Genomic DNA, 17,106 nt, shown 5'->3' on the forward strand with positions numbered 1-17,106 from the left:
CACGGCCGAAGATCAACAGCGGCGGCGAGTCCCCTCGGGGATTCGCCGCCGTTGTCGTTCACGCGGGTTGCAGTTGGCGACCGAGCGCGGTGCTCGGCTCGACGCGCGGGCCGCGCACCCTCGCCCGCAGGAAGAGGAAGAACAGGGTGATCAACAGCGCGGTGCGCAACCACACGCCGAACTGGACGATCCCTTCCATCAACTCCACGCCCTCGCCCTCGCCCAGCGCGGCGAAGTACCGGAACACCCCGACGCCCACCGCCGCGTCGGCCACCAGGTAGGCCGCGACCAGCGACCACGGCACCTCCAGCAACACCAGGAACGGAATTATCCACAGGGTGTACTGGGGTGAATGCACCTTGTGGAACAGCATGAAAGCGGCCAGCATCGCCGCGCTGACACCGACCCACGGATACGCCGAAGTGGGGGTCCAGCGCCGCCAGCCCAGCCACAGGGCCAGCGCGAATCCGCCGAAAATCAAGACGGGCGAGGCGATCGCGACCGCGTCGTGCCAGGTCTGGGTAGTTTCCGCCGAGCGGCCGAAGATCAGCTGGTGACCCCAGTACCAGATCGAGTTGGTGGTGATGTCGGCCTGACGCAGCTGCTGGAACGTGATCGAGGCGCGCCAGCCCTCCACCCCGGCCAGCACGAACGGCAGATTCACGGCCGCCACCGTGCCCATCGCGGCCAGCAGAGTCTGCGCGGCACCCGCCACGTCCAGCTCACCGATCGGGCGACGACCGCGCGGTGCGCCCTCGGTGAGCACGAACACCGCGAGCGGCAGCACGAAGATTCCCGGATAGAGCTTGAGACAGAAACCCAGCGCGAGCAGCACCGCGGCGATGATTCCGCGGGTGCGCACGGACAGGCCGGTCGGCATCGTCATCACGTAGACCGCCGCCACCGCCGTGCACACCACCGGCAGTTCCCAGTTGTGGAAGGCGTAGAACACCAGCGGCGGGCCGATCGCCCACAGCAGCGCCGCCGGGCCGGCGAGCCTGGCCAGCATCCACGCTGTGAGCAGGGCGAACGGCGCGAGCAGCAGCGCCGAGTGCCACAGGAAGTCGGCGTCGTTGTCCACCCCGATGGCGCCCGCCCACATCAGCACGCCGCTGAGCACCGGGTATTCCACCGCGCCGCCCGTCAGCGCACCGTCTTCGGTGATCGCGCCGTCCACGTACGGGAAGACGTGATTGTCGATATCGCGGCCGAGCCACAGGAATTGGATGTCGGAATAGCAGACATCCGAATCCTTGCGCTCCTCGAATACCAGACTGCGACCGGATTCATCGATCGCGCCGCCCGCGCACCGGGCCTTGTTGGCATAGGCCAGCGCGAGAGTGAGGCCACACAGCAGCATCACGAAGATGCTCAAGGCCGCGGCCCACGTCGCGCCGCGTCGTGCTGCGTGCTGCCGCGGGCCGACTGTGGTCATGGCGACCACATTATGCGGCGGTGTCCCGATCACCCGGGTACACCCGCGGCAGGCATCGATTTCGCTGGTCACCACCCGCTCATGTAGCCTTGGCGGGTTGCTGACGCAACGAACCCTCCTGCCATGGAAAGTCCATGGCCGTTTCCTAGTCCACAGGAGGTGATTGGTCCGTGCGTCAATATGAAGTAATGGTCATCCTCGACCCGAGCCTGGACGAGCGCATCGTCGGGCAGTCCCTGGATACTCTGCTCACGGTCGTCAAGACCGAGGGCGGCAACGTCGACAAGGTCGACATCTGGGGCCGCCGCCGGCTCGCCTACGAAATCGCCAAGCAGGCCGAAGGCATTTACGCGATCGTCAACCTGACCGCGACCCCGGCCACCGTGAGCGAACTCGACCGCCAGCTGGGCCTGAACGAGACGGTGCTGCGCACCAAGGTTCTGCGCAACGACAAGTAGTCCGCACCCTCGAATTTGTCAGAGCCTGGCTTTAGGCTCGAGCGCAAATCCCCGAGATGCGGACTGCACCCCGAGCAGGAGGAACCCCCATGGCAGGCGACACGGTCATTACCGTCATCGGAAACTTGACGGCAGACCCGGAGCTTCGTTTCACGCCCGCAGGTGCGGCGGTGGCAAATTTCACCGTCGCGTCGACTCCCCGTGTGTTCGATCGCAATTCGAACGAATGGAAAGACGGCGAGGCTCTGTTCCTGCGCTGCAACATCTGGCGTGAAGCAGCGGAGAACGTCGCCGAAAGTCTGACCCGAGGCGCTCGCGTCATCGTGAGTGGCCGGCTCAAGCAGCGCTCCTACGAAACCCGCGAGGGTGAGAAGCGCACTGTGGTCGAGCTCGAGGTCGACGAAGTCGGTCCCTCGCTGCGTTACGCGACGGCGAAGGTCTCCAAGGCCGGTCGCGGTGGCGGAGGCGGCGGTGGCGGCTTCAGTGGTGGTTCCGGTAATGCCGGTGGTGGATCTAGCGCAGGCGGCTACAACGCCAACAACGGCGGCGGACGTCCGGCCGGCGGCAGCAATGCCGGTGGCGAAGACGATCCGTGGGGTAGCGCGCCCGCGGCCGGCTCCTTCGGGGGCGGCGGCCGCATGGATGACGAACCGCCGTTCTGATCGAACGGCACTCATAGTACGGAGAGAAACCCATGCCTAAAGCGCCCGCGCGCGAAAAGGTACTGAAGAAGAAGGCCTGCGCTTTCTGCAAGGAAGCAAAGTCCGGAATCGTCAATATCGATTACAAGGACACCACGCTGCTGCGTAAGTACGTCAGCGATCGCGGCAAGATCCGCGCTCGCCGCGTCACCGGCAACTGCGTGCAGCACCAGCGTGACATCGCTGTCGCCGTCAAGAACTCGCGTGAGGTGGCTCTGCTTCCTTACGTGTCGACCGCTCGCTGAGAAAGGGAGTCACACAGATGAAGCTCATCCTCACCGCTGATGTCGACAACCTCGGCGCCCCCGGCGACCTTGTCGAGGTCAAGGACGGCTACGGCCGTAACTTCCTGCTGCCCCGCGGTCTGGCCATTCAGGCCACCCGTGGCGCCCAGAAGCAGGTCGACGGTATCCGTCGCGCCCAGGACGCCCGCAAGGTGCGCGACCTGGATCACGCCAACGAGCTGAAGCAGGCCATCGAGGGCCTCGCCGCGGTTTCGCTGACCGTGAAGACCGCCGACAGCGGCAAGCTGTTCGGTTCGGTCACCACCACCGACGTGGCTTCGGCCATCAAGGCGGCCGGTGGCCCCGTGGTCGACAAGCGCAGCATCGAGCTGCCGAAGTCGCACATCAAGGCGACCGGCAAGCACGGCATCGTGGTGCACCTGCACCCCGATGTGGCCGCGAAGTTCAACCTCGAGGTTGCTGCGAACTGAGTTCGCCGGAAACCACCCCTGCGCGTGCGCAGGGGTGGTTTCTGCTTGCCTTTTTCAGGGCGATTTTGCGATAACTGGTAGGTAGCCGATAACGCGACCGGTATGGGTGGTGTTGTGCGGCTCACGGTCGGGTATCGCTCGACCTCCGGTTATTCACCCTGTGGATGACTGTGGAAACCGACCGGCAGATTTGTGACTCCAGTCATAGCCTGCACCATCGCTGTTAACCCAACACGCCCGGCTGTTCACCTCGACCGACACGCCGGAACTTCTTTCATCCACAGGGACGAAGTTGGGCAAACCGGGGTCTAGCAGGGCGTTTTACCGTACTGACCTGGGTTTTCCCCATGTTTTCCACAGGCGCTGCACAACAACGGGTGAACTACCCCCAAGTTATCCACAGTTGTGTGCACATGTCGGGTTGGCGAGTCCCGAAAACGTCGCCTAGGTTCGTCGCATTGCCCTGCGCGCGGCCCCGGGAATCACGCAGGCAACCGATTGCTGACATCCGTGTCGGTGTCCGGGAGTACAACGAGAACATCGATGTGAAACCCCGGTTCTGCGGGCAGAGAGGACTCCCCTGGTGACAACCACCGGTGACCGCGCGCAAACCGAGTTCACGCCTGAACCCCCCGGCGAGGACTTCGGTCGTCAGCCTCCGCACGATATGGCCGCTGAGCAGTCCGTCCTCGGCGGCATGCTGCTGAGCAAGGACGCCATCGCCGATGTGGTGGAGGTGCTGCGCCCCGGCGACTTCTACCGCCCCGCGCACCAGGCGATCTACGACACCATCCTCGACCTCTACGGCCGCGGCGAACCCGCCGACCCCGTCACCGTCTCGGCAGGCCTCGACCGCCGCGGCGAACTCAAGCGCATCGGTGGCCCGCCCTACCTGGTCACCCTCACCCAGACCGTCCCCACCGCGGCCAACGCCGGCTTCTACGCCGAGATCGTCGCCGAAAAGGCCATCCTGCGCCGCCTCGTCGAAGCGGGCACCCGCATCGTCCAATTCGGCTACGCCGGCGCCGACGGCCAGGACGTCGCCGAGGTGGTCGACCGCGCCCAGGCCGAAATCTACGAAGTCACCGAACGCCGCACCACCGAGGACTTCACCCCGCTGGAAGAACTCCTCCAGCCCACCATGGACGAAATCGACTCCATCGCCTCCCGCGGCGGCATCTCCCTCGGCGTCCCCACCGGCTTCACCGAACTCGACGAACTCACCAACGGGCTGCATCCCGGGCAGATGATCATCGTGGCGGCCCGACCCGGTGTGGGTAAGGCGCTGGCGCTGGACACTCCGCTGCCGACGCCTGGTGGTTGGACCACCATGGGTGAGGTTCGTGTCGGTGAGGATCTGCTCGATGCACAGGGCCGTCCGACGCGCGTCGTCGCAGTGACCGAGGTCATGGTCGACCGGCCGTGCTACGAGGTCGAGTTCTCCGATGGGACAGTGCTCGTCGCAGACGAGCAACACCAGTGGTTGACCGAGACGCGCGCGTCACGCCGTTCAGCGCAGGTGTTCGCCGAAGTCCGCACCACGGCACAGATTGCCGACACCGTGCGTTGCGATACCGCGGACAAGAGGATCAACCACTCCGTCACCAACGCGGAGCCACTGCAACTACCTGAGCGCGAGCTTCTCGTCCCGCCCTACACACTGGGCGCCTGGTTGGGCGACGGCACCTCCGCGGCAGCTCAGATCACCAGCGTCGACCCGGAAATCATCGCGCGTATCGAGGCCGAAGGCATCGTGGCGGTTCCTTCACGATCGGCGCAATGGCGATTCCAGCTCACGCTCCCCGCTGATGAACCCGTCGCGGCCCGCCCCTGCGTGGTGTGCGGCACCGAATTCACTCCGTTCACCAGCGAGGTCCGTACCTGCGGCCGTTCCTGCGGCGGTAAGGCACGATTCGTCTCCGAACCCGTTCCCGCGCCGACCTGCTCGCAGTGCGGCGGCCCATCGATCGGTTTGCGTCTGTGCCAGTCGTGCCGGAATTCGGTCGGCAGCGTGCAGGCCCGGCTCCGCACGCTCGGGGTACTCGGTGACAAGCACATTCCTACTGCCTACCTGCGCTCGTCCGAATCTCAGCGTCGGGCACTCCTGGCAGGTCTGCTCGACACCGACGGGACCGTCACCCACGGCGGGTCTGCCCAGTTCGCGGTCACCAGCGAACGACTGTTCCGCGATGTTCAGGAACTGGTCGTCAGCCTCGGCTATCGCTGTGGTGTGTCGACAAAGCGGGTGCGCGGCCGTTCGGAGCAGTCGTCGACGTGCTACACACTGACGTTCGCCACGGATGACGAGGTGTTCGGTCTGTACCGGAAGGCGCTGCTGCACAAGGAACGTCGCGCCGCGGTGAGCACGGCTCGATCGAACTCCCGCTACATTGTCGATGTGCGGCGCGTCGAGTCAGTGCCCGTGCGCTGCGTCGAAGTCGACAATGCCGATCATCTCTACCTGGCCGGTCGCTCGATGGTGCCGACGCACAATTCCACGCTCGGTATGGATTTCATGCGGAGCTGCTCGATCAAGCACGGCATGGCGAGCGTTATTTTCTCGCTGGAAATGAGCCGGACCGAGATCGTGATGCGTCTGCTTTCCGCCGAGGCGAAGATCAAGCTCGGTGATATGCGGTCCGGGCGGATGAGCGATGACGACTGGACCAAGTTGGCTCGGCGGATGAGTGAGATCAGTGAGGCGCCGCTGTTCGTCGACGATTCGCCGAACCTGACCATGATGGAGATTCGGGCGAAGGCGCGGCGGCTCAAGCAGCGTCATGACCTGAAACTCGTTGTGGTGGACTACCTGCAGCTGATGAGCTCGGGCAAGAAGGTCGAATCACGTCAGCAGGAAGTCTCGGAATTCTCGCGACACCTCAAGCTGCTCGCCAAGGAACTCGAGGTTCCGGTGATCGCGATCTCGCAGCTGAACCGTGGTCCGGAACAGCGAACCGACAAGCGGCCAATGGTGTCCGATCTGCGTGAATCTGGATCGCTCGAGCAGGATGCGGACATGGTCATCCTGCTCCACCGGCCGGATGCCATCGAACGCGACGACCCCCGAGGCGGCGAGGCCGACCTCATCGTCGGCAAACACCGTAATGGTCCGACCGCCACGATCACCGTCGCCCACCAGCTGCACCTCAGCCGTTTCGTCGATATGGCCCGCGGCTGACCAGCCGCCGCGCCACGGTGGGATCACCCCGCTGACGGGACCAGGGTGTTCTGCCGAGCGGCGGTCCACCATTGCCCGTTCTGCTCGACCAGTACATACAGCGCGACCATCGCCGGTTCGGTGTCGATCAGGGTGCCGTCAGCGGTGGTGGCGCGTGCGGTCTTGTGGGCGATGGCCACATCCGGGCGCAGAAAGGTCACGTCGACGACGTCGTATCGGACGTATTCGTCCTTCAGGAATCCGGCCAGCCCGCGCCGGTTCGCGTCGAGCAGCGCGTCGTGTCCGCTGATCAGCATGCCGACGGCATTGCCGACCACCGCGTTCTCTGGTGAACGCGGAAGCCGACCTTCCGCCCGAGTTCGCCGACGCCGATACCGATCGCGAAACCGATCGGCGACATCCGGCGACCTCCCGGGGAATCGGTCGGGTGCGGCGGATGATGGGTCGATGGCTGACCAGATTCTGCAGGTGGAGTGGAAGTCCGCTCCGGAAGATCATGACTATCCCGCTGCCGCCGACTATCTCGATCTGCTGGGCGACAAGGCGACGGTCGACGCGATCGTGGCCGAGCTCAGGGCCGCGCCGGTGGTGGTCAAGAAGGCGAAGGACATTCTGCGGGCGTCCCAGCTCGAAGCCCTCACGCCGGACAATCCGCATGTGCGCAGAGACCTGCTCAAGGTGAACGAGGGCAAGAAGCTCTCGCCGATCCTGCTGGTGCGGGGTGACTGCCGCGCGAATGTGCCGATGCTGATCGCCGACGGTTATCACCGTGTGTGCGCGCTGTACTGGGCCGACGAGAACGTCGAGATCCCCGCCAAGATCGCCGCGATGCCATGACGTTCGCAACCCTGGCGCTGGTGGTGGCGCTCGGGTTGATCGGGCCACTGCTCGCCCTGCCGAGACAGCTGTATCTGCCGGTGCTGCTCGGCGAACTCGTCGCGGGAATCATCTTCGGCACCACCGGTCTTCGCATCCTCGACCCCACCGATCCGATCTTCGTCTTCCTCGCCGACATGGGCTTCGCGCTGGTGATGTTCGCCGCGGGTACCCATGTGCCGGTGCGTGATCCGCGGGTCCGGACCGCGCTCGGTATCGGCGTGGTGCGTGCCATGCTGGTCGGCGTGGTCGCGGCGGTGGCGGGCTGGGCGGTGGCGCAGGCGTTCGACGTCGGGCACGCGGCGGTCTACGCGGTGCTGATGGCGTCGTCGTCCGCGGCGATGGCGTTGCCCATCATCGACTCGATGCGGTTGAGTGGGCCGCCGGTGCTCGCGCTCACCGCGCAGGTGGCCATCGCCGACACCGCCTGCATCGTCGCGCTGCCGCTGGTGATCGATCCAGCGAACGCAGGCAGAGCCGCGATCGGCGCGGTGGTCGTGGCGCTCTGCGCGACCGTGATGTTCTTCGTGCTGCGCTATCTCCAGACATCGGGTGCGCAGCGTCAGGTGCACGAGGTGTCCGAGGACCGGAAATTCACGCTGGAACTGCGGGTGAGTCTGGTTCTGGTGTTCGCGCTGTGCGGGGTGGCCAGCGCGATGCACGTGTCGATCATGCTCGGCGGGTTCGCGGCGGGGTTGGCGGTGGCCGGTGTCGGCGAACCACGTCGGGTGGCCAAGCAGGTGTTCGCGATCAGCGATGGGCTGCTCGCTCCGCTGTTCTTCGTCTGGCTCGGCGCCCGGCTCGATCTGCGCGAGTTCGGGGAACACCCGCGGTTCATCCTGCTCGGCTCGGTACTCGGCCTCGGGGCTGTCGGCGTGCACTGTGCGGCGCGACTGCTCGGCCAGCCGGTCGCCTACGGCACACTCGCCGCGGCACAGATCGGGGTGCCGGTCGCGGCGGTGACCGTCGGCAGTCAGCTGGGGGTGCTCGTGCCGGGTGAGGGCTCGGCGATCATGCTGGCGGCGCTGTGCACCATCGCGGCGGCGACGGTAGCGGCCGGACGACTCGCGGCGAAAGCGCCGGCAAGCAGTCCATGAGCCGCGCCAGAGCACCCCGGACGGGTGGCGCAGCACCGCATCGGCGGCATTGCGCACCCGAACACTGAGTCGGACAATCGGTTTCAGGTGCTGATAGTGGCGACGGTATCGAGACCGTAGGTGCGCGCGTAGCCGTTCTCGGTGCCCACGAGGAGGTCGACGACCTCGAAATAGCGGTCCCAGAAAGGGGTTTCGCGCAGGGCGTCGATGAGCAGTTGGTAGGCGAGGTGACTTTCCGCTTCCCATACCCAGACATCGGTGACGCGGACGGAGTAGAACTCGGTGTCGTAGAAGCGTGACCGCACACCGGTGGTCTTGGCTTCGATGGCGGGCAGGACCTGGGTGGTGAAGGCGTCCACACGTTCCGGGACGGTCAGGGCGAGCCATTCGGGTGTGGTCTTGACGAGCATGAATGCCGTGACCGGGGGTTCGGTGTGCGCAGCGGGCATGAAAATGTCTCCAAAGGTTTTGGTGGTACGGGTCGGAGGGTGGGTTCAGGAGAAGACAGCGGGCTTCAGGGTGGTGGCGCACCACTGCTCGAAGCTGGTGGGAGACGCCGTTTCCGGAGTGCGGGTGACACCGGCGTCGAGGCCCTGGTCCTTGGCTCGCTTCATGTCGACGACTCCCTGGGCGAACGCCGCGTCGAGGCCGTAGCCCACGAGAGTGGTGTGTAGTTCGTCGAGGGACTGACGTTCGTAACGGACGGGGCGGTCGAGCTGTTCGGTCATGATGCGGGCCAGGTCGTTGGGTGAGAGGTCCTGCGGGCCGAGGACGGGGACGCTGTCGGTACCGGTCCATGAGCGGTCGAGCAGCAGCTCGGCGGCGACGGCCGCGATGTCGGCGACCGCGACCATCGGGGCCTTGCGGTTTGCGTCGACGACATCGACGAACACGCCCTTGTCGCGGATCGAGTCGATGTCCTCCAGGAGGTTCTCGAAGAAGGACGGATTGGCCAATGCCCGGTAGGCGACGCCGCTCCCGGCGATGAGGTCGTCCATGGCCAGGGACGCGGTGACCAAGCCGGCGTGGTCGGCGAGCGGGGTACCGCGGCCCAGTGCCGACACCGCGACGACCCAGCCGACACCGTGGGCTGCGAGCGCCCGTGCGGCGGGGCTGGTGAAACCGCTCCAGCCGTCGTGCGGGGGTCGGGAGGAATCAGGGGGGACGAGCCAGAACACGGCGTCCGCGCCATCGAAGGCTCGATCGAGGACGTGGGCGTCCGCGTGCGAGCCGGTGATCACCTCGACGCGTCCGCGTGGGGTGTCGGGCAGGCGCGCGGGATCACGCACGATCACCCGCAATTCCTCCTCCGAATCCAGGAGCTGGGCGAGTAGGGGACGGCCGATGTTCCCCGTGGGAGCAGTGATGACGATCATGTTCGCCTCGCAGGTAGTGGTGAATCGGGACACCCGTCATCCTGCGGAGAACCCCGTATTGCCACAATAGGAATTTCAGCACTGAATTATTGACTGAAATGGAATGATGCTGGTGAACAGCTCTGATCCGGTCGTCGACGCCAATCTCGCCCTTGCGCTGGACGCCTTGCTGGCCGAGAACAGCGTCACCCGCGCCGCCGCCCGCCTGCACACCTCGCCCGCGGCGATGAGCCGCACCCTCGCCCGGTTGCGCCGCATCCTCCAAGATCCCCTCCTGGTCCGGGCCGGACAGACCATGGTCCCCACCCCGCGTGCCGAGGCCCTGCGCGAAGAAGCCGCCGCGGTGGTGCGGAGTCTCGGAGCACTGCTCAGTCCCGGTTCCGGCGTCGATCCCGCCGGTCTGAGCAGCACCTTCACCGTCCAAACCGCCGACCTGGTCGGCGCGGCGCTGGCGCCCCGGCTGCTGGCGCTGGCCGCACAGGAGGCGCCGGGGGTCTCGTTCCGGCTGCTGGCCGAAGAGTGGGAGGCGGGATCCGCGCTGCGCGACGGCCGGCTCGATCTGGAGGTCGGGTCCATCGATCACGTCGATCCCGAAACCCAGGTCGAGGAATTGGTGACGCTGCGCATGGTGGCCGCTGTCCGACCGGGCCACCACCTGACCGAAGAACCCTTGACCCCGGCCCGGCTCGCGGCCGCCCAACACGTCGCGGTCAGCCGCCGTGGCCGATTCACCGGCCCGCTCGACGCGGCGCTGGCCGAGCAGAACCTGCGGCGGCGGGTCAGCGTCGTCCTGCCCAGCCACCTGGCCGCCATGACCCTCGCCGCCCGCTCCGACATCGTCTGCCTGGTCCCCGCCGCGCTCCCCGGCGCCGAACCGTCGCCCCTCACCGACGACGCGACCGCCCTCGGCCTGCGTCTGCTCGACATCCCCCTGGCCCTACCGCCCCTCACGATCGGCATGGCCTGGCACCCCCGGCACACCGCCGACGGCGCCCACCAGTGGCTCCGCGACGCCATCCGCCGGACCTTCTCGGTGAGAGCGATCGCGCATGACCCAGGAAATGGGGGCAGGGCTTCCCGTTTGCGTCAGTAACGATCTTGCTGGTGGGCGCGACATTGTTCGTGACATGCGGCCCGTCGGGGGGCCTGCCCACCTGTAGGTCATTCGAACGGGATCACATATGAATCTGCGTGAGTTTCTCGCGAAACATCGCATTGCTTCAGCTGTTGCCGCGCCTGCGGCGTTGGGTGTCGCGGCGATTGTCGCCGCGTCCTTCGCGGTGACGTCGCAGCCGAAATCACCCAGCTACGAGCTGACGACGTCGGTGACGGAGTGCCGCGAGATGGTGACCATCTCGGTGGCCGGACGCAACGACACCCCGGTCGAGGGCACGACGGCGATGCTGCTCGATGCCAACGGGAATCCGCTGCCCGCCGCGCTGTCGGGCGACCACAGCAGTGTGTGGGTGGATCCGGTGGTGAACGCCCCGCGTGACGACGTGGCCGAGGGCGACTACGCGGCGGTGTACATCGCCTACCCGGCCGATCTGGCGAGCTATGAGGACGCGGTCAACCGGGGTGTGGAGAACACCCAGCAGGTGATGCGCGAGATCTCGGCGGCCTGCCCGGACACCAAATTCTCGATCGTGGGCTACAGCGAGGGCGCCGATGTGGTGCGTCGGGTGGCCGAGGGCATCGGCAACGACGACCCCGCCGACGGGTACGCGACCGTGAACCCGGACGACGTGCTCGGCGTGGTGATGTTCGCCGATCCGGGCCGCAAGGCAGGCGACGGCACCTTCCTCGGTGCGGACGACCCGTTCGCGCGCCCCGACAACTTCGACCAGAAGTACCAGGACGGCAAGACCCCGATCTCGGGTCAGGGCGTCACCACGGGCGCTGATTTCGGTGCGCTCAACGGCAAGATCGCCTCCTTCTGCTCCGAGGGCGACCTCACCTGCGCGGCACCGGACAACATCTCCCTGCTGCAGCTGGCCGCCAATGTGGGTCGTCAGATCAATATCGACGAACTGCAGCGCGCCGACCTGGAACGCAACGGCATCACGGCGATCACCCCGGCGATGGGCCAGGACATGGCGTTCACGCTGGGCCGGATCGCGATGGCCGCGTTCTCCGACATCGGCTCGAACCCGAACTGGATGGCCAGCGACGAAACCTTCCTCGACGTGCTGCTGAAGGTGTCGGACCCGGACTACAAGCCGGGACAGACCACCACGCCCGCGAAGGCCGACGTGATCGCCGGTGAGCAGCTCTCGCCGCTGGCGTACCTGCCGCAGAAGATCTTCAACGAGATCGTGGGGCTGATCGTGACGAACCAGAACACGATCCCGGTGGTGATGAACGATCCCTACCAGCTGACTCTCGGCCCGAACGGCACCGGTCACCACTTCGACTACTGGCGTGATTCCGACGCCGCGAACGGCAAGCCGCTGACCTCGGCGGAGTACGCGGCAGCCTGGCTGACGCACCTGGCCAAGCAGGCGCAGGCGGGCGAGACCATCGACACGAAGGCCGCGCCGGACGATGCCTCGGTGACCGCCGCACTGGCGGCTCCGACGAAGCCCGCGACGACCACCACCGCGCCGACCAGCACGTCCAAGACCTCCGCGAAGTCGACGACGACCAGCCCCAAGCCGAGCACCACGTCCAAGACGGGCACCAGCACCACGGCACCGTCCACGACGGTGGCCCCGTCGACGACCACACCGTCGACGACCACACCGGAACCGGCGACCAACCAGGCGGCCGCTCCGGCCCCGACGACCACCGTGGCCCCCACCACGACGGTCGCCCCGACCACGACGGTGGCTCCCACCACGACGGTCGAGCCGACCACCACCGTTGCCCCGACGACCACCCCGTCGGCCAACTAGTCCCGAACCACGAAATCCCCGGTGGGCAGCGTTATCCGCTGCCCACCGGGGATTTTCGTCTGTCTAGACCGAGACGGGTTCGGGGACCGAAGGCCGAACGGCGCGTTCACCGCGAGTCGCGGCGACCAACACCAGCAGCCCGGTGACCGCGAATCCCATCCCGACCCACAGCGGCGACACCCAGCCGAACCCGGCGCTGATCGCCAGCCCGGACAGCCACACGCCGAGGAAGTTGCCCACGTTGAAGGCCGCGATATTGGCCGACGAGGCGAGAGTCGGTGCGGCACCGGCATTGTCGAGCACCCGCATCTGGAGACCGGGGGTGGCGCCGAAGCCGAAGAATCCCATGGCGGGGAGCAACAGCAGTGCCGCGATCCGGTAGTCGGCGAGCAGTGCGAATGCCGCCAGCGAGAGCGCGAGGGCCAGCGTGAGCGCGAGCAGGGTGCGGGTGAGTGCGCGGTCGGCCCAGCGGCCGCCGAGCAGATTGCCGAAGAACAGGCCGACCCCGAACAGCACCAGCAGCCAGGGCACCATCGCTTCGGAGAAGCCGGTGACGCGCGTGAGCAGCGGTTCGATGTACATGAAGGCACCGAACATCCCGCCGAACACGAGCACGGTCATGACCAGCGAGTACCAGACCTGGGTGTTGCGGAAGACCGACAACTCGGCCCGCAGGTTCGGGCGTTCGCGGGTGGCGGGCGCGTCGGGGACGAGCGCGGTGATGCCGGCCAGCGCGACCAGCCCGACCACGGTGATCACCACGAACGTGGCCCGCCAGCCCCACTGCTGGCCGATGAACGTCCCCAGCGGAACGCCGAGAACATTGGCGACGGTGAGCCCGCCGAACATGATCGAGATGGCGCCGGCCTTCTTCTCGGGCGCGACGAGCGAGGAGGCCAGCACGGCCCCGATGCCGAAGAACGCACCGTGAGCGAGGGCCGCGAGCACCCTCCCGCCGAGCAGCGCGGCGTAGCCGGGAGCCAGCGCCGAGGCCGCGTTGCCGACGGTGAACAGGACCATGAGCAGCTGCAATGCCCGCTTGGGCTCCCACCGGTTGACCAGTGGGGTCAGCGCGAGCGCGCCGATGACGACGGCCAGCGCGTACCCGGAGATGAGGTAACCGGCGGTGGGCACCGAGACGCCGAGGTCGGCCGCCACCGGGGAGAGCAGCCCCGCGATGACGAATTCGGTGAGTCCGATGCCGAAGCCCCCGAGCGCGAGAGCGATGAGACCGAGTGGCATGTGAACGCTTCTTTCCATCAGGGGCCGATTACCCGCGTGTGCAACTAACGATGACCGACGATAATTGCACACGCGCTATATTGCAACCGCCAGCTATACTCGGCGCATGGGTATTGCTGATGACGCCATCGAGGTACGGGCGACCGGCTGGCGCACCCTGGCCGCGCTGCACGGGCACATCGAGACCGCACTCGAGCGCGAGCTGGTGCGCGAACACGAGCTGTCGATCGTCGAGTTCACCGTGCTCGACGCACTGGCCCGGCAGGACGGCTGGCACATGCGGATCTCCCAGCTGGCCCGCGCGGCCGCACTGTCGGCGAGCGCGACCACCCGGCTGGTCAACCGGCTGGAAGACCGCGGCTTCCTGGTGCGCGTACTGTGCGCCGACGACCGCCGCGGCATCTACACCGAACTCACCGAAACCGGCAGGGCCGCCTACGAAAAGGCGAAACCGACCCACGATCGAGCACTCGAGAAGGCACTCGCCGACGCGGAGCAGATCCCGGAACTCGCCCCCCTGGTCGGTTTTCTGCACCGGGTTCCGGCGCCGAGCTGACACGCGACATCGATACCAACGCGCCGATCATGGTGACTGTTGCGAGCACCGGTGCAATGATCGCTGGGTGACTCAGTGGCTCCCACTCCTCGGCTCGCTCCCCGTCGCCGGCGCAGTTCTGGTCGGCGTCATCGCCAACAACCGAACCCACCGGGAAGGAATCGCGGCCGCCGACGAGCGCGGCAGGCAGGCACTCGACGCCGCACAGCGCAATGTCGAACTGTCGAACATGGTGGGTGACCAGCGCGATCACGAGGCGTGGCGCCGCGAGGCGGTGCTCGCCGCGGTCGCCTCGATCCTGGAGATGTCGGCCTCGGTGCGCGCCGACCTGACCACCTGCGGTGAATGGGATCTGGTCACCACCGACGAGATCGACAGCGTCAGTGCGCAGATCCACAAGGTGATCTGGGATCGCCCGGGCGGCACGCTGACTCGTCTTCGGGTGGTGGCGCATCGCCGGATTCCCAACAAGTGCGAAGACCTGCTGCGCACCCTCACCGCCGCCCAGCACATCACGATGCAGCGGCTGAAACTGCACATCGACGTGGAGGCGACCGTCGAGGAGCTGGAGCAGATGGCGTCGCTGTGGCAGAAGGCGATGCGCCATGCCGCCGAACAGGAGCGTGCGCTGGTCGAGACGACGCGCATCGAGCTCGGTATCGAGATCGCCTCGAAAGGTGGCGGGGCGGACCCGGTTCCGGCGCCGCAGCCGGTGGTCGCCGAAACCCGTTCGGAAGAAGTCGCATTCGAGGAAGTCACCACCGAAAAGCCCACCGAGCCCGAGCCGACGGCCGAGCCCGAGCAGTCGACCGAGCCGCAACAGCCCACCGAGGCACCGCAGCTCATCGAGGCGCAACTCACGAATGAGACACCGCAGGAAGACGATCCGCGCGACGCCGTCGACCCGCGCGAAGCGCAGACCGTCAAAGTCTGACCCGAACAAGAAATCGGGCCGCGACATGTGGTGTCGCGGCCTGCTTTCGTCGAGCTCTACTCATCCACGGCGCGCCGTGTTCGCTCAGCTCGAGCATCCAGTACTCTTCCGCGAGCTGAACATCCGGTGAACACCATGGAGTTCGTGATGGTCCGGGCGTTCAGCTGACGTGACCCCGGACGGACGGGTAACTTGGATATACGGCACGCAGGGGTGCCGAACCCGACAGCGTGGTCGATCGTCTGAAGACTTTGCACCGATCCACTCTCGTCAGGGGGCGATCTTTCATGGATCTCATCGCGCCGTTGGATGCGCTGTTCCTGCTCGCGGAATCTCGTGAGCACCCGATGCACGTCGGCTCACTGCAATTATTCGAACCGCCCGAGGACGCCGGGCCCGACTACCTGCGCGAGTTCCGCGCGGCCCTGCTGGCCGACAAGACCGTTCGGCCCACGTTCGGCAAGCGGCCCGCCACCTGGCTGGGCGCACCGCAGATGGCGTGGACCCAGGACGACGACGTCGACCTGGACTATCACGTGCAGCGCAGCGCCCTGCCCGGGCCGGGCCATATCGACCAGCTGCTCGACCACGCGTCGACTTTGCACAGCGCCCTGCTCGACCGGCACCGCCCGATGTGGGAGCTGCACTTCGTGGAGGGCCTGGCCGACGGGCGCTTCGCGCTCTACTCGAAGATGCATCACGCACTGGTCGACGGCGTTTCGGCCCAGCGCCTCATGCGGCGCACGCTGACCACCGACCCGTTCGCGACCGAGCTCAGGCGGCCGTGGAACCTGCCGCGCAAGCTCGGCCCGCCGCGCCCCGGCAAATCCCGGCTCGGCAGCCTGATCGATACCGTCACATCGGCGCGCTCGTCGACCACGGCGTTGATGAAGGCCACCCGCACCGGTCTGGTGCAGCAGCAGCTCACCCTGCCGTTCGAGGCGCCGCGCACGCTGTTCAACGTGCCGATCGGCGGTGCCCGCAAATGCGCGGTGCGCAGTTGGTCGATGGATCGGGTCAAGCAGGTGAAGAAGGCGACCGGGGCCACCGTGAACGATGTGGTGCTGGCGATGTCGGCGGGCGCGCTGCGGGCCTACCTGCTCGAGCGCGACGCCTTGCCGGACAAGCCGATGATCGCGATGGTGCCGATGTCGTTGCGCGAGGAAGACGACGTCGACAGCCAGGGCGTGAAAGTCGCGGCGCTGCTGTGCAATCTGGGCACCGATATCGCGGACCCGATGGAACGCCTGCGGGTGGTGAGCGAGTCGACGCGTCGCAACAAGGAGGTGTACCACTCGCTCACCCCGGCGCAGACACTGGCGATGGCCGGGGTGATGTTGAGTCCGATGGCGGCGATGCTGCTGCCCGGGTTCGCCTCGGTGGCGACGCCACCGTTCAATATCGTCATCTCGAATGTGCCCGGAGCGCGCGAGTCGCTGTACTGGAACGGTTCGCGTCTGGACGCCACCTATCCGCTGTCGATCCCGCTCGACGGGCAGGCCGTGAACATCACGCTCACCTCCAGCGGTGACAACCTCGATTTCGGTCTGGTCGGCTGCCGTCGCACGCTGCCCGACCTGCATCGACTGCTCGATCACCTCGAGGATTCGCTGGCCGCGCTGGAGGATGCCGCGCTGTAGAAAT

17 protein-coding genes are annotated in these 17,106 nt (G+C 66.7%); 12 read left to right on the forward strand and 5 right to left on the reverse strand.

What is annotated here, in order from left to right; all coding sequences use genetic code 11:
• Positions 1–58: 58 nt before the first annotated feature.
• A complete protein-coding gene (locus ACFQ9R_RS06315; protein WP_378989270.1) occupies positions 59–1,435 on the reverse strand; it encodes a hypothetical protein in 1,377 nt (458 codons plus the stop codon).
• Between the two features lie 170 nt (positions 1,436–1,605).
• Here ACFQ9R_RS06315 and rpsF point away from each other — a divergent pair, with 170 nt between their 5' ends.
• The 5 genes from rpsF to dnaB all read left to right on the forward strand — a co-directional run bounded on the left by rpsF (position 1,606) and on the right by dnaB (position 6,487).
• Complete coding sequence (gene rpsF, locus ACFQ9R_RS06320; protein ID WP_056823926.1) at positions 1,606–1,893, forward strand: 30S ribosomal protein S6; 288 nt, start codon at positions 1,606–1,608, stop codon at positions 1,891–1,893.
• Positions 1,894–1,982: 89 nt separating this feature from the next.
• Positions 1,983–2,555: a single-stranded DNA-binding protein gene (locus ACFQ9R_RS06325; RefSeq protein ID WP_378904447.1), complete on the forward strand. Its 573-nt coding sequence runs from the start codon at positions 1,983–1,985 to the stop codon at positions 2,553–2,555.
• 32 nt (positions 2,556–2,587) lie between these two features.
• On the forward strand, positions 2,588–2,839 hold the full coding sequence (gene rpsR / locus ACFQ9R_RS06330; protein WP_056823934.1) for a 30S ribosomal protein S18: 252 nt from the start codon (positions 2,588–2,590) through the stop codon (positions 2,837–2,839).
• A gap of 17 nt (positions 2,840–2,856) precedes the next feature.
• The gene (rplI, locus tag ACFQ9R_RS06335) at positions 2,857–3,309 is read left to right on the forward strand and encodes a 50S ribosomal protein L9 (RefSeq protein WP_378634861.1); all 453 of its coding nucleotides are present in this window, start codon (positions 2,857–2,859) and stop codon (positions 3,307–3,309) included.
• A gap of 583 nt (positions 3,310–3,892) precedes the next feature.
• Complete coding sequence (gene dnaB / locus ACFQ9R_RS06340) at positions 3,893–6,487, forward strand: replicative DNA helicase (RefSeq protein WP_378989271.1); 2,595 nt, start codon at positions 3,893–3,895, stop codon at positions 6,485–6,487.
• Between the two features lie 23 nt (positions 6,488–6,510).
• On the opposite strand, the gene ACFQ9R_RS06345 is transcribed toward dnaB, so the two are convergent.
• A complete protein-coding gene (locus tag ACFQ9R_RS06345) occupies positions 6,511–6,804 on the reverse strand; it encodes an SgcJ/EcaC family oxidoreductase (RefSeq protein ID WP_378989272.1) in 294 nt (97 codons plus the stop codon).
• Between the two features lie 142 nt (positions 6,805–6,946).
• Between ACFQ9R_RS06345 and ACFQ9R_RS06350 the strand changes: the two genes are divergently transcribed.
• Both ACFQ9R_RS06350 and ACFQ9R_RS06355 read left to right on the forward strand, forming a co-directional pair.
• The gene (locus ACFQ9R_RS06350) at positions 6,947–7,324 is read left to right on the forward strand and encodes a hypothetical protein (protein ID WP_378989541.1); all 378 of its coding nucleotides are present in this window, start codon (positions 6,947–6,949) and stop codon (positions 7,322–7,324) included.
• The gene (locus ACFQ9R_RS06355; protein ID WP_378989273.1) at positions 7,321–8,460 is read left to right on the forward strand and encodes a cation:proton antiporter; all 1,140 of its coding nucleotides are present in this window, start codon (positions 7,321–7,323) and stop codon (positions 8,458–8,460) included. Before ACFQ9R_RS06350 ends, ACFQ9R_RS06355 begins: the two co-directional genes overlap by 4 nt.
• An 83-nt stretch (positions 8,461–8,543) precedes the next feature.
• On the opposite strand, the gene ACFQ9R_RS06360 is transcribed toward ACFQ9R_RS06355, so the two are convergent.
• Together ACFQ9R_RS06360 and ACFQ9R_RS06365 are read right to left on the reverse strand one after the other, a co-directional pair.
• A complete protein-coding gene (locus ACFQ9R_RS06360) occupies positions 8,544–8,909 on the reverse strand; it encodes a darcynin family protein (protein ID WP_378989274.1) in 366 nt (121 codons plus the stop codon).
• Positions 8,910–8,954: 45 nt separating this feature from the next.
• Positions 8,955–9,869 carry an NAD(P)H-binding protein gene (locus ACFQ9R_RS06365; RefSeq protein WP_378989275.1) on the reverse strand — a complete coding sequence of 305 codons (915 nt, stop codon included), beginning with the start codon at positions 9,867–9,869 and terminating at the stop codon, positions 8,955–8,957.
• Between the two features lie 79 nt (positions 9,870–9,948).
• Between ACFQ9R_RS06365 and ACFQ9R_RS06370 the strand changes: the two genes are divergently transcribed.
• The gene (locus ACFQ9R_RS06370) at positions 9,949–10,929 is read left to right on the forward strand and encodes a LysR family transcriptional regulator (protein ID WP_378989276.1); all 981 of its coding nucleotides are present in this window, start codon (positions 9,949–9,951) and stop codon (positions 10,927–10,929) included.
• A gap of 88 nt (positions 10,930–11,017) precedes the next feature.
• Positions 11,018–12,730 (forward strand): cutinase family protein, encoded by a 1,713-nt coding sequence (locus tag ACFQ9R_RS06375; protein ID WP_378989277.1) that lies wholly within the window; start codon positions 11,018–11,020, stop codon positions 12,728–12,730.
• Between the two features lie 63 nt (positions 12,731–12,793).
• Here ACFQ9R_RS06375 and ACFQ9R_RS06380 read toward each other — a convergent pair whose 3' ends face one another.
• Complete coding sequence (locus ACFQ9R_RS06380) at positions 12,794–13,972, reverse strand: MFS transporter (RefSeq protein WP_378989278.1); 1,179 nt, start codon at positions 13,970–13,972, stop codon at positions 12,794–12,796.
• A 106-nt stretch (positions 13,973–14,078) separates the two neighbouring features.
• Between ACFQ9R_RS06380 and ACFQ9R_RS06385 the strand changes: the two genes are divergently transcribed.
• From ACFQ9R_RS06385 to ACFQ9R_RS06395, 3 genes are all read left to right on the forward strand, one after another.
• A complete protein-coding gene (locus ACFQ9R_RS06385) occupies positions 14,079–14,528 on the forward strand; it encodes a MarR family transcriptional regulator (RefSeq protein ID WP_364402674.1) in 450 nt (149 codons plus the stop codon).
• A 67-nt stretch (positions 14,529–14,595) separates the two neighbouring features.
• The gene (locus ACFQ9R_RS06390) at positions 14,596–15,462 is read left to right on the forward strand and encodes a hypothetical protein (RefSeq protein WP_378989279.1); all 867 of its coding nucleotides are present in this window, start codon (positions 14,596–14,598) and stop codon (positions 15,460–15,462) included.
• A 287-nt stretch (positions 15,463–15,749) separates the two neighbouring features.
• Complete coding sequence (locus ACFQ9R_RS06395) at positions 15,750–17,102, forward strand: wax ester/triacylglycerol synthase family O-acyltransferase (RefSeq protein ID WP_378989280.1); 1,353 nt, start codon at positions 15,750–15,752, stop codon at positions 17,100–17,102.
• Positions 17,103–17,106: the final 4 nt, after the last annotated feature.

It is taken from the genome of Nocardia sp. NPDC056541, assembly GCF_042794235.1.
In the GTDB taxonomy this organism is placed as follows: Bacteria; Actinomycetota; Actinomycetes; order Mycobacteriales; family Mycobacteriaceae; genus Nocardia.

Excerpts from the sequence above, each read along its gene's own strand:
- ACFQ9R_RS06315 (WP_378989270.1), bottom strand. The coding sequence starts at position 1,435 with ATGACCACAGTCGGCCCGCGGCAGCACGCAGCACGACGCGGCGCGACG.
- ACFQ9R_RS06325 (WP_378904447.1), top strand. The coding sequence starts at position 1,983 with ATGGCAGGCGACACGGTCATTACCGTCATCGGAAACTTGACGGCAGAC.
- rpsR (WP_056823934.1), top strand. The coding sequence starts at position 2,588 with ATGCCTAAAGCGCCCGCGCGCGAAAAGGTACTGAAGAAGAAGGCCTGC.
- rplI (WP_378634861.1), top strand. The coding sequence starts at position 2,857 with ATGAAGCTCATCCTCACCGCTGATGTCGACAACCTCGGCGCCCCCGGC.
- ACFQ9R_RS06355 (WP_378989273.1), top strand. The coding sequence starts at position 7,321 with ATGACGTTCGCAACCCTGGCGCTGGTGGTGGCGCTCGGGTTGATCGGG.
- ACFQ9R_RS06360 (WP_378989274.1), bottom strand. The coding sequence starts at position 8,909 with ATGCCCGCTGCGCACACCGAACCCCCGGTCACGGCATTCATGCTCGTC.
- ACFQ9R_RS06375 (WP_378989277.1), top strand. The coding sequence starts at position 11,018 with ATGAATCTGCGTGAGTTTCTCGCGAAACATCGCATTGCTTCAGCTGTT.
- ACFQ9R_RS06380 (WP_378989278.1), bottom strand. The coding sequence starts at position 13,972 with ATGCCACTCGGTCTCATCGCTCTCGCGCTCGGGGGCTTCGGCATCGGA.
- ACFQ9R_RS06385 (WP_364402674.1), top strand. The coding sequence starts at position 14,079 with ATGGGTATTGCTGATGACGCCATCGAGGTACGGGCGACCGGCTGGCGC.
- ACFQ9R_RS06395 (WP_378989280.1), top strand. The coding sequence starts at position 15,750 with ATGGATCTCATCGCGCCGTTGGATGCGCTGTTCCTGCTCGCGGAATCT.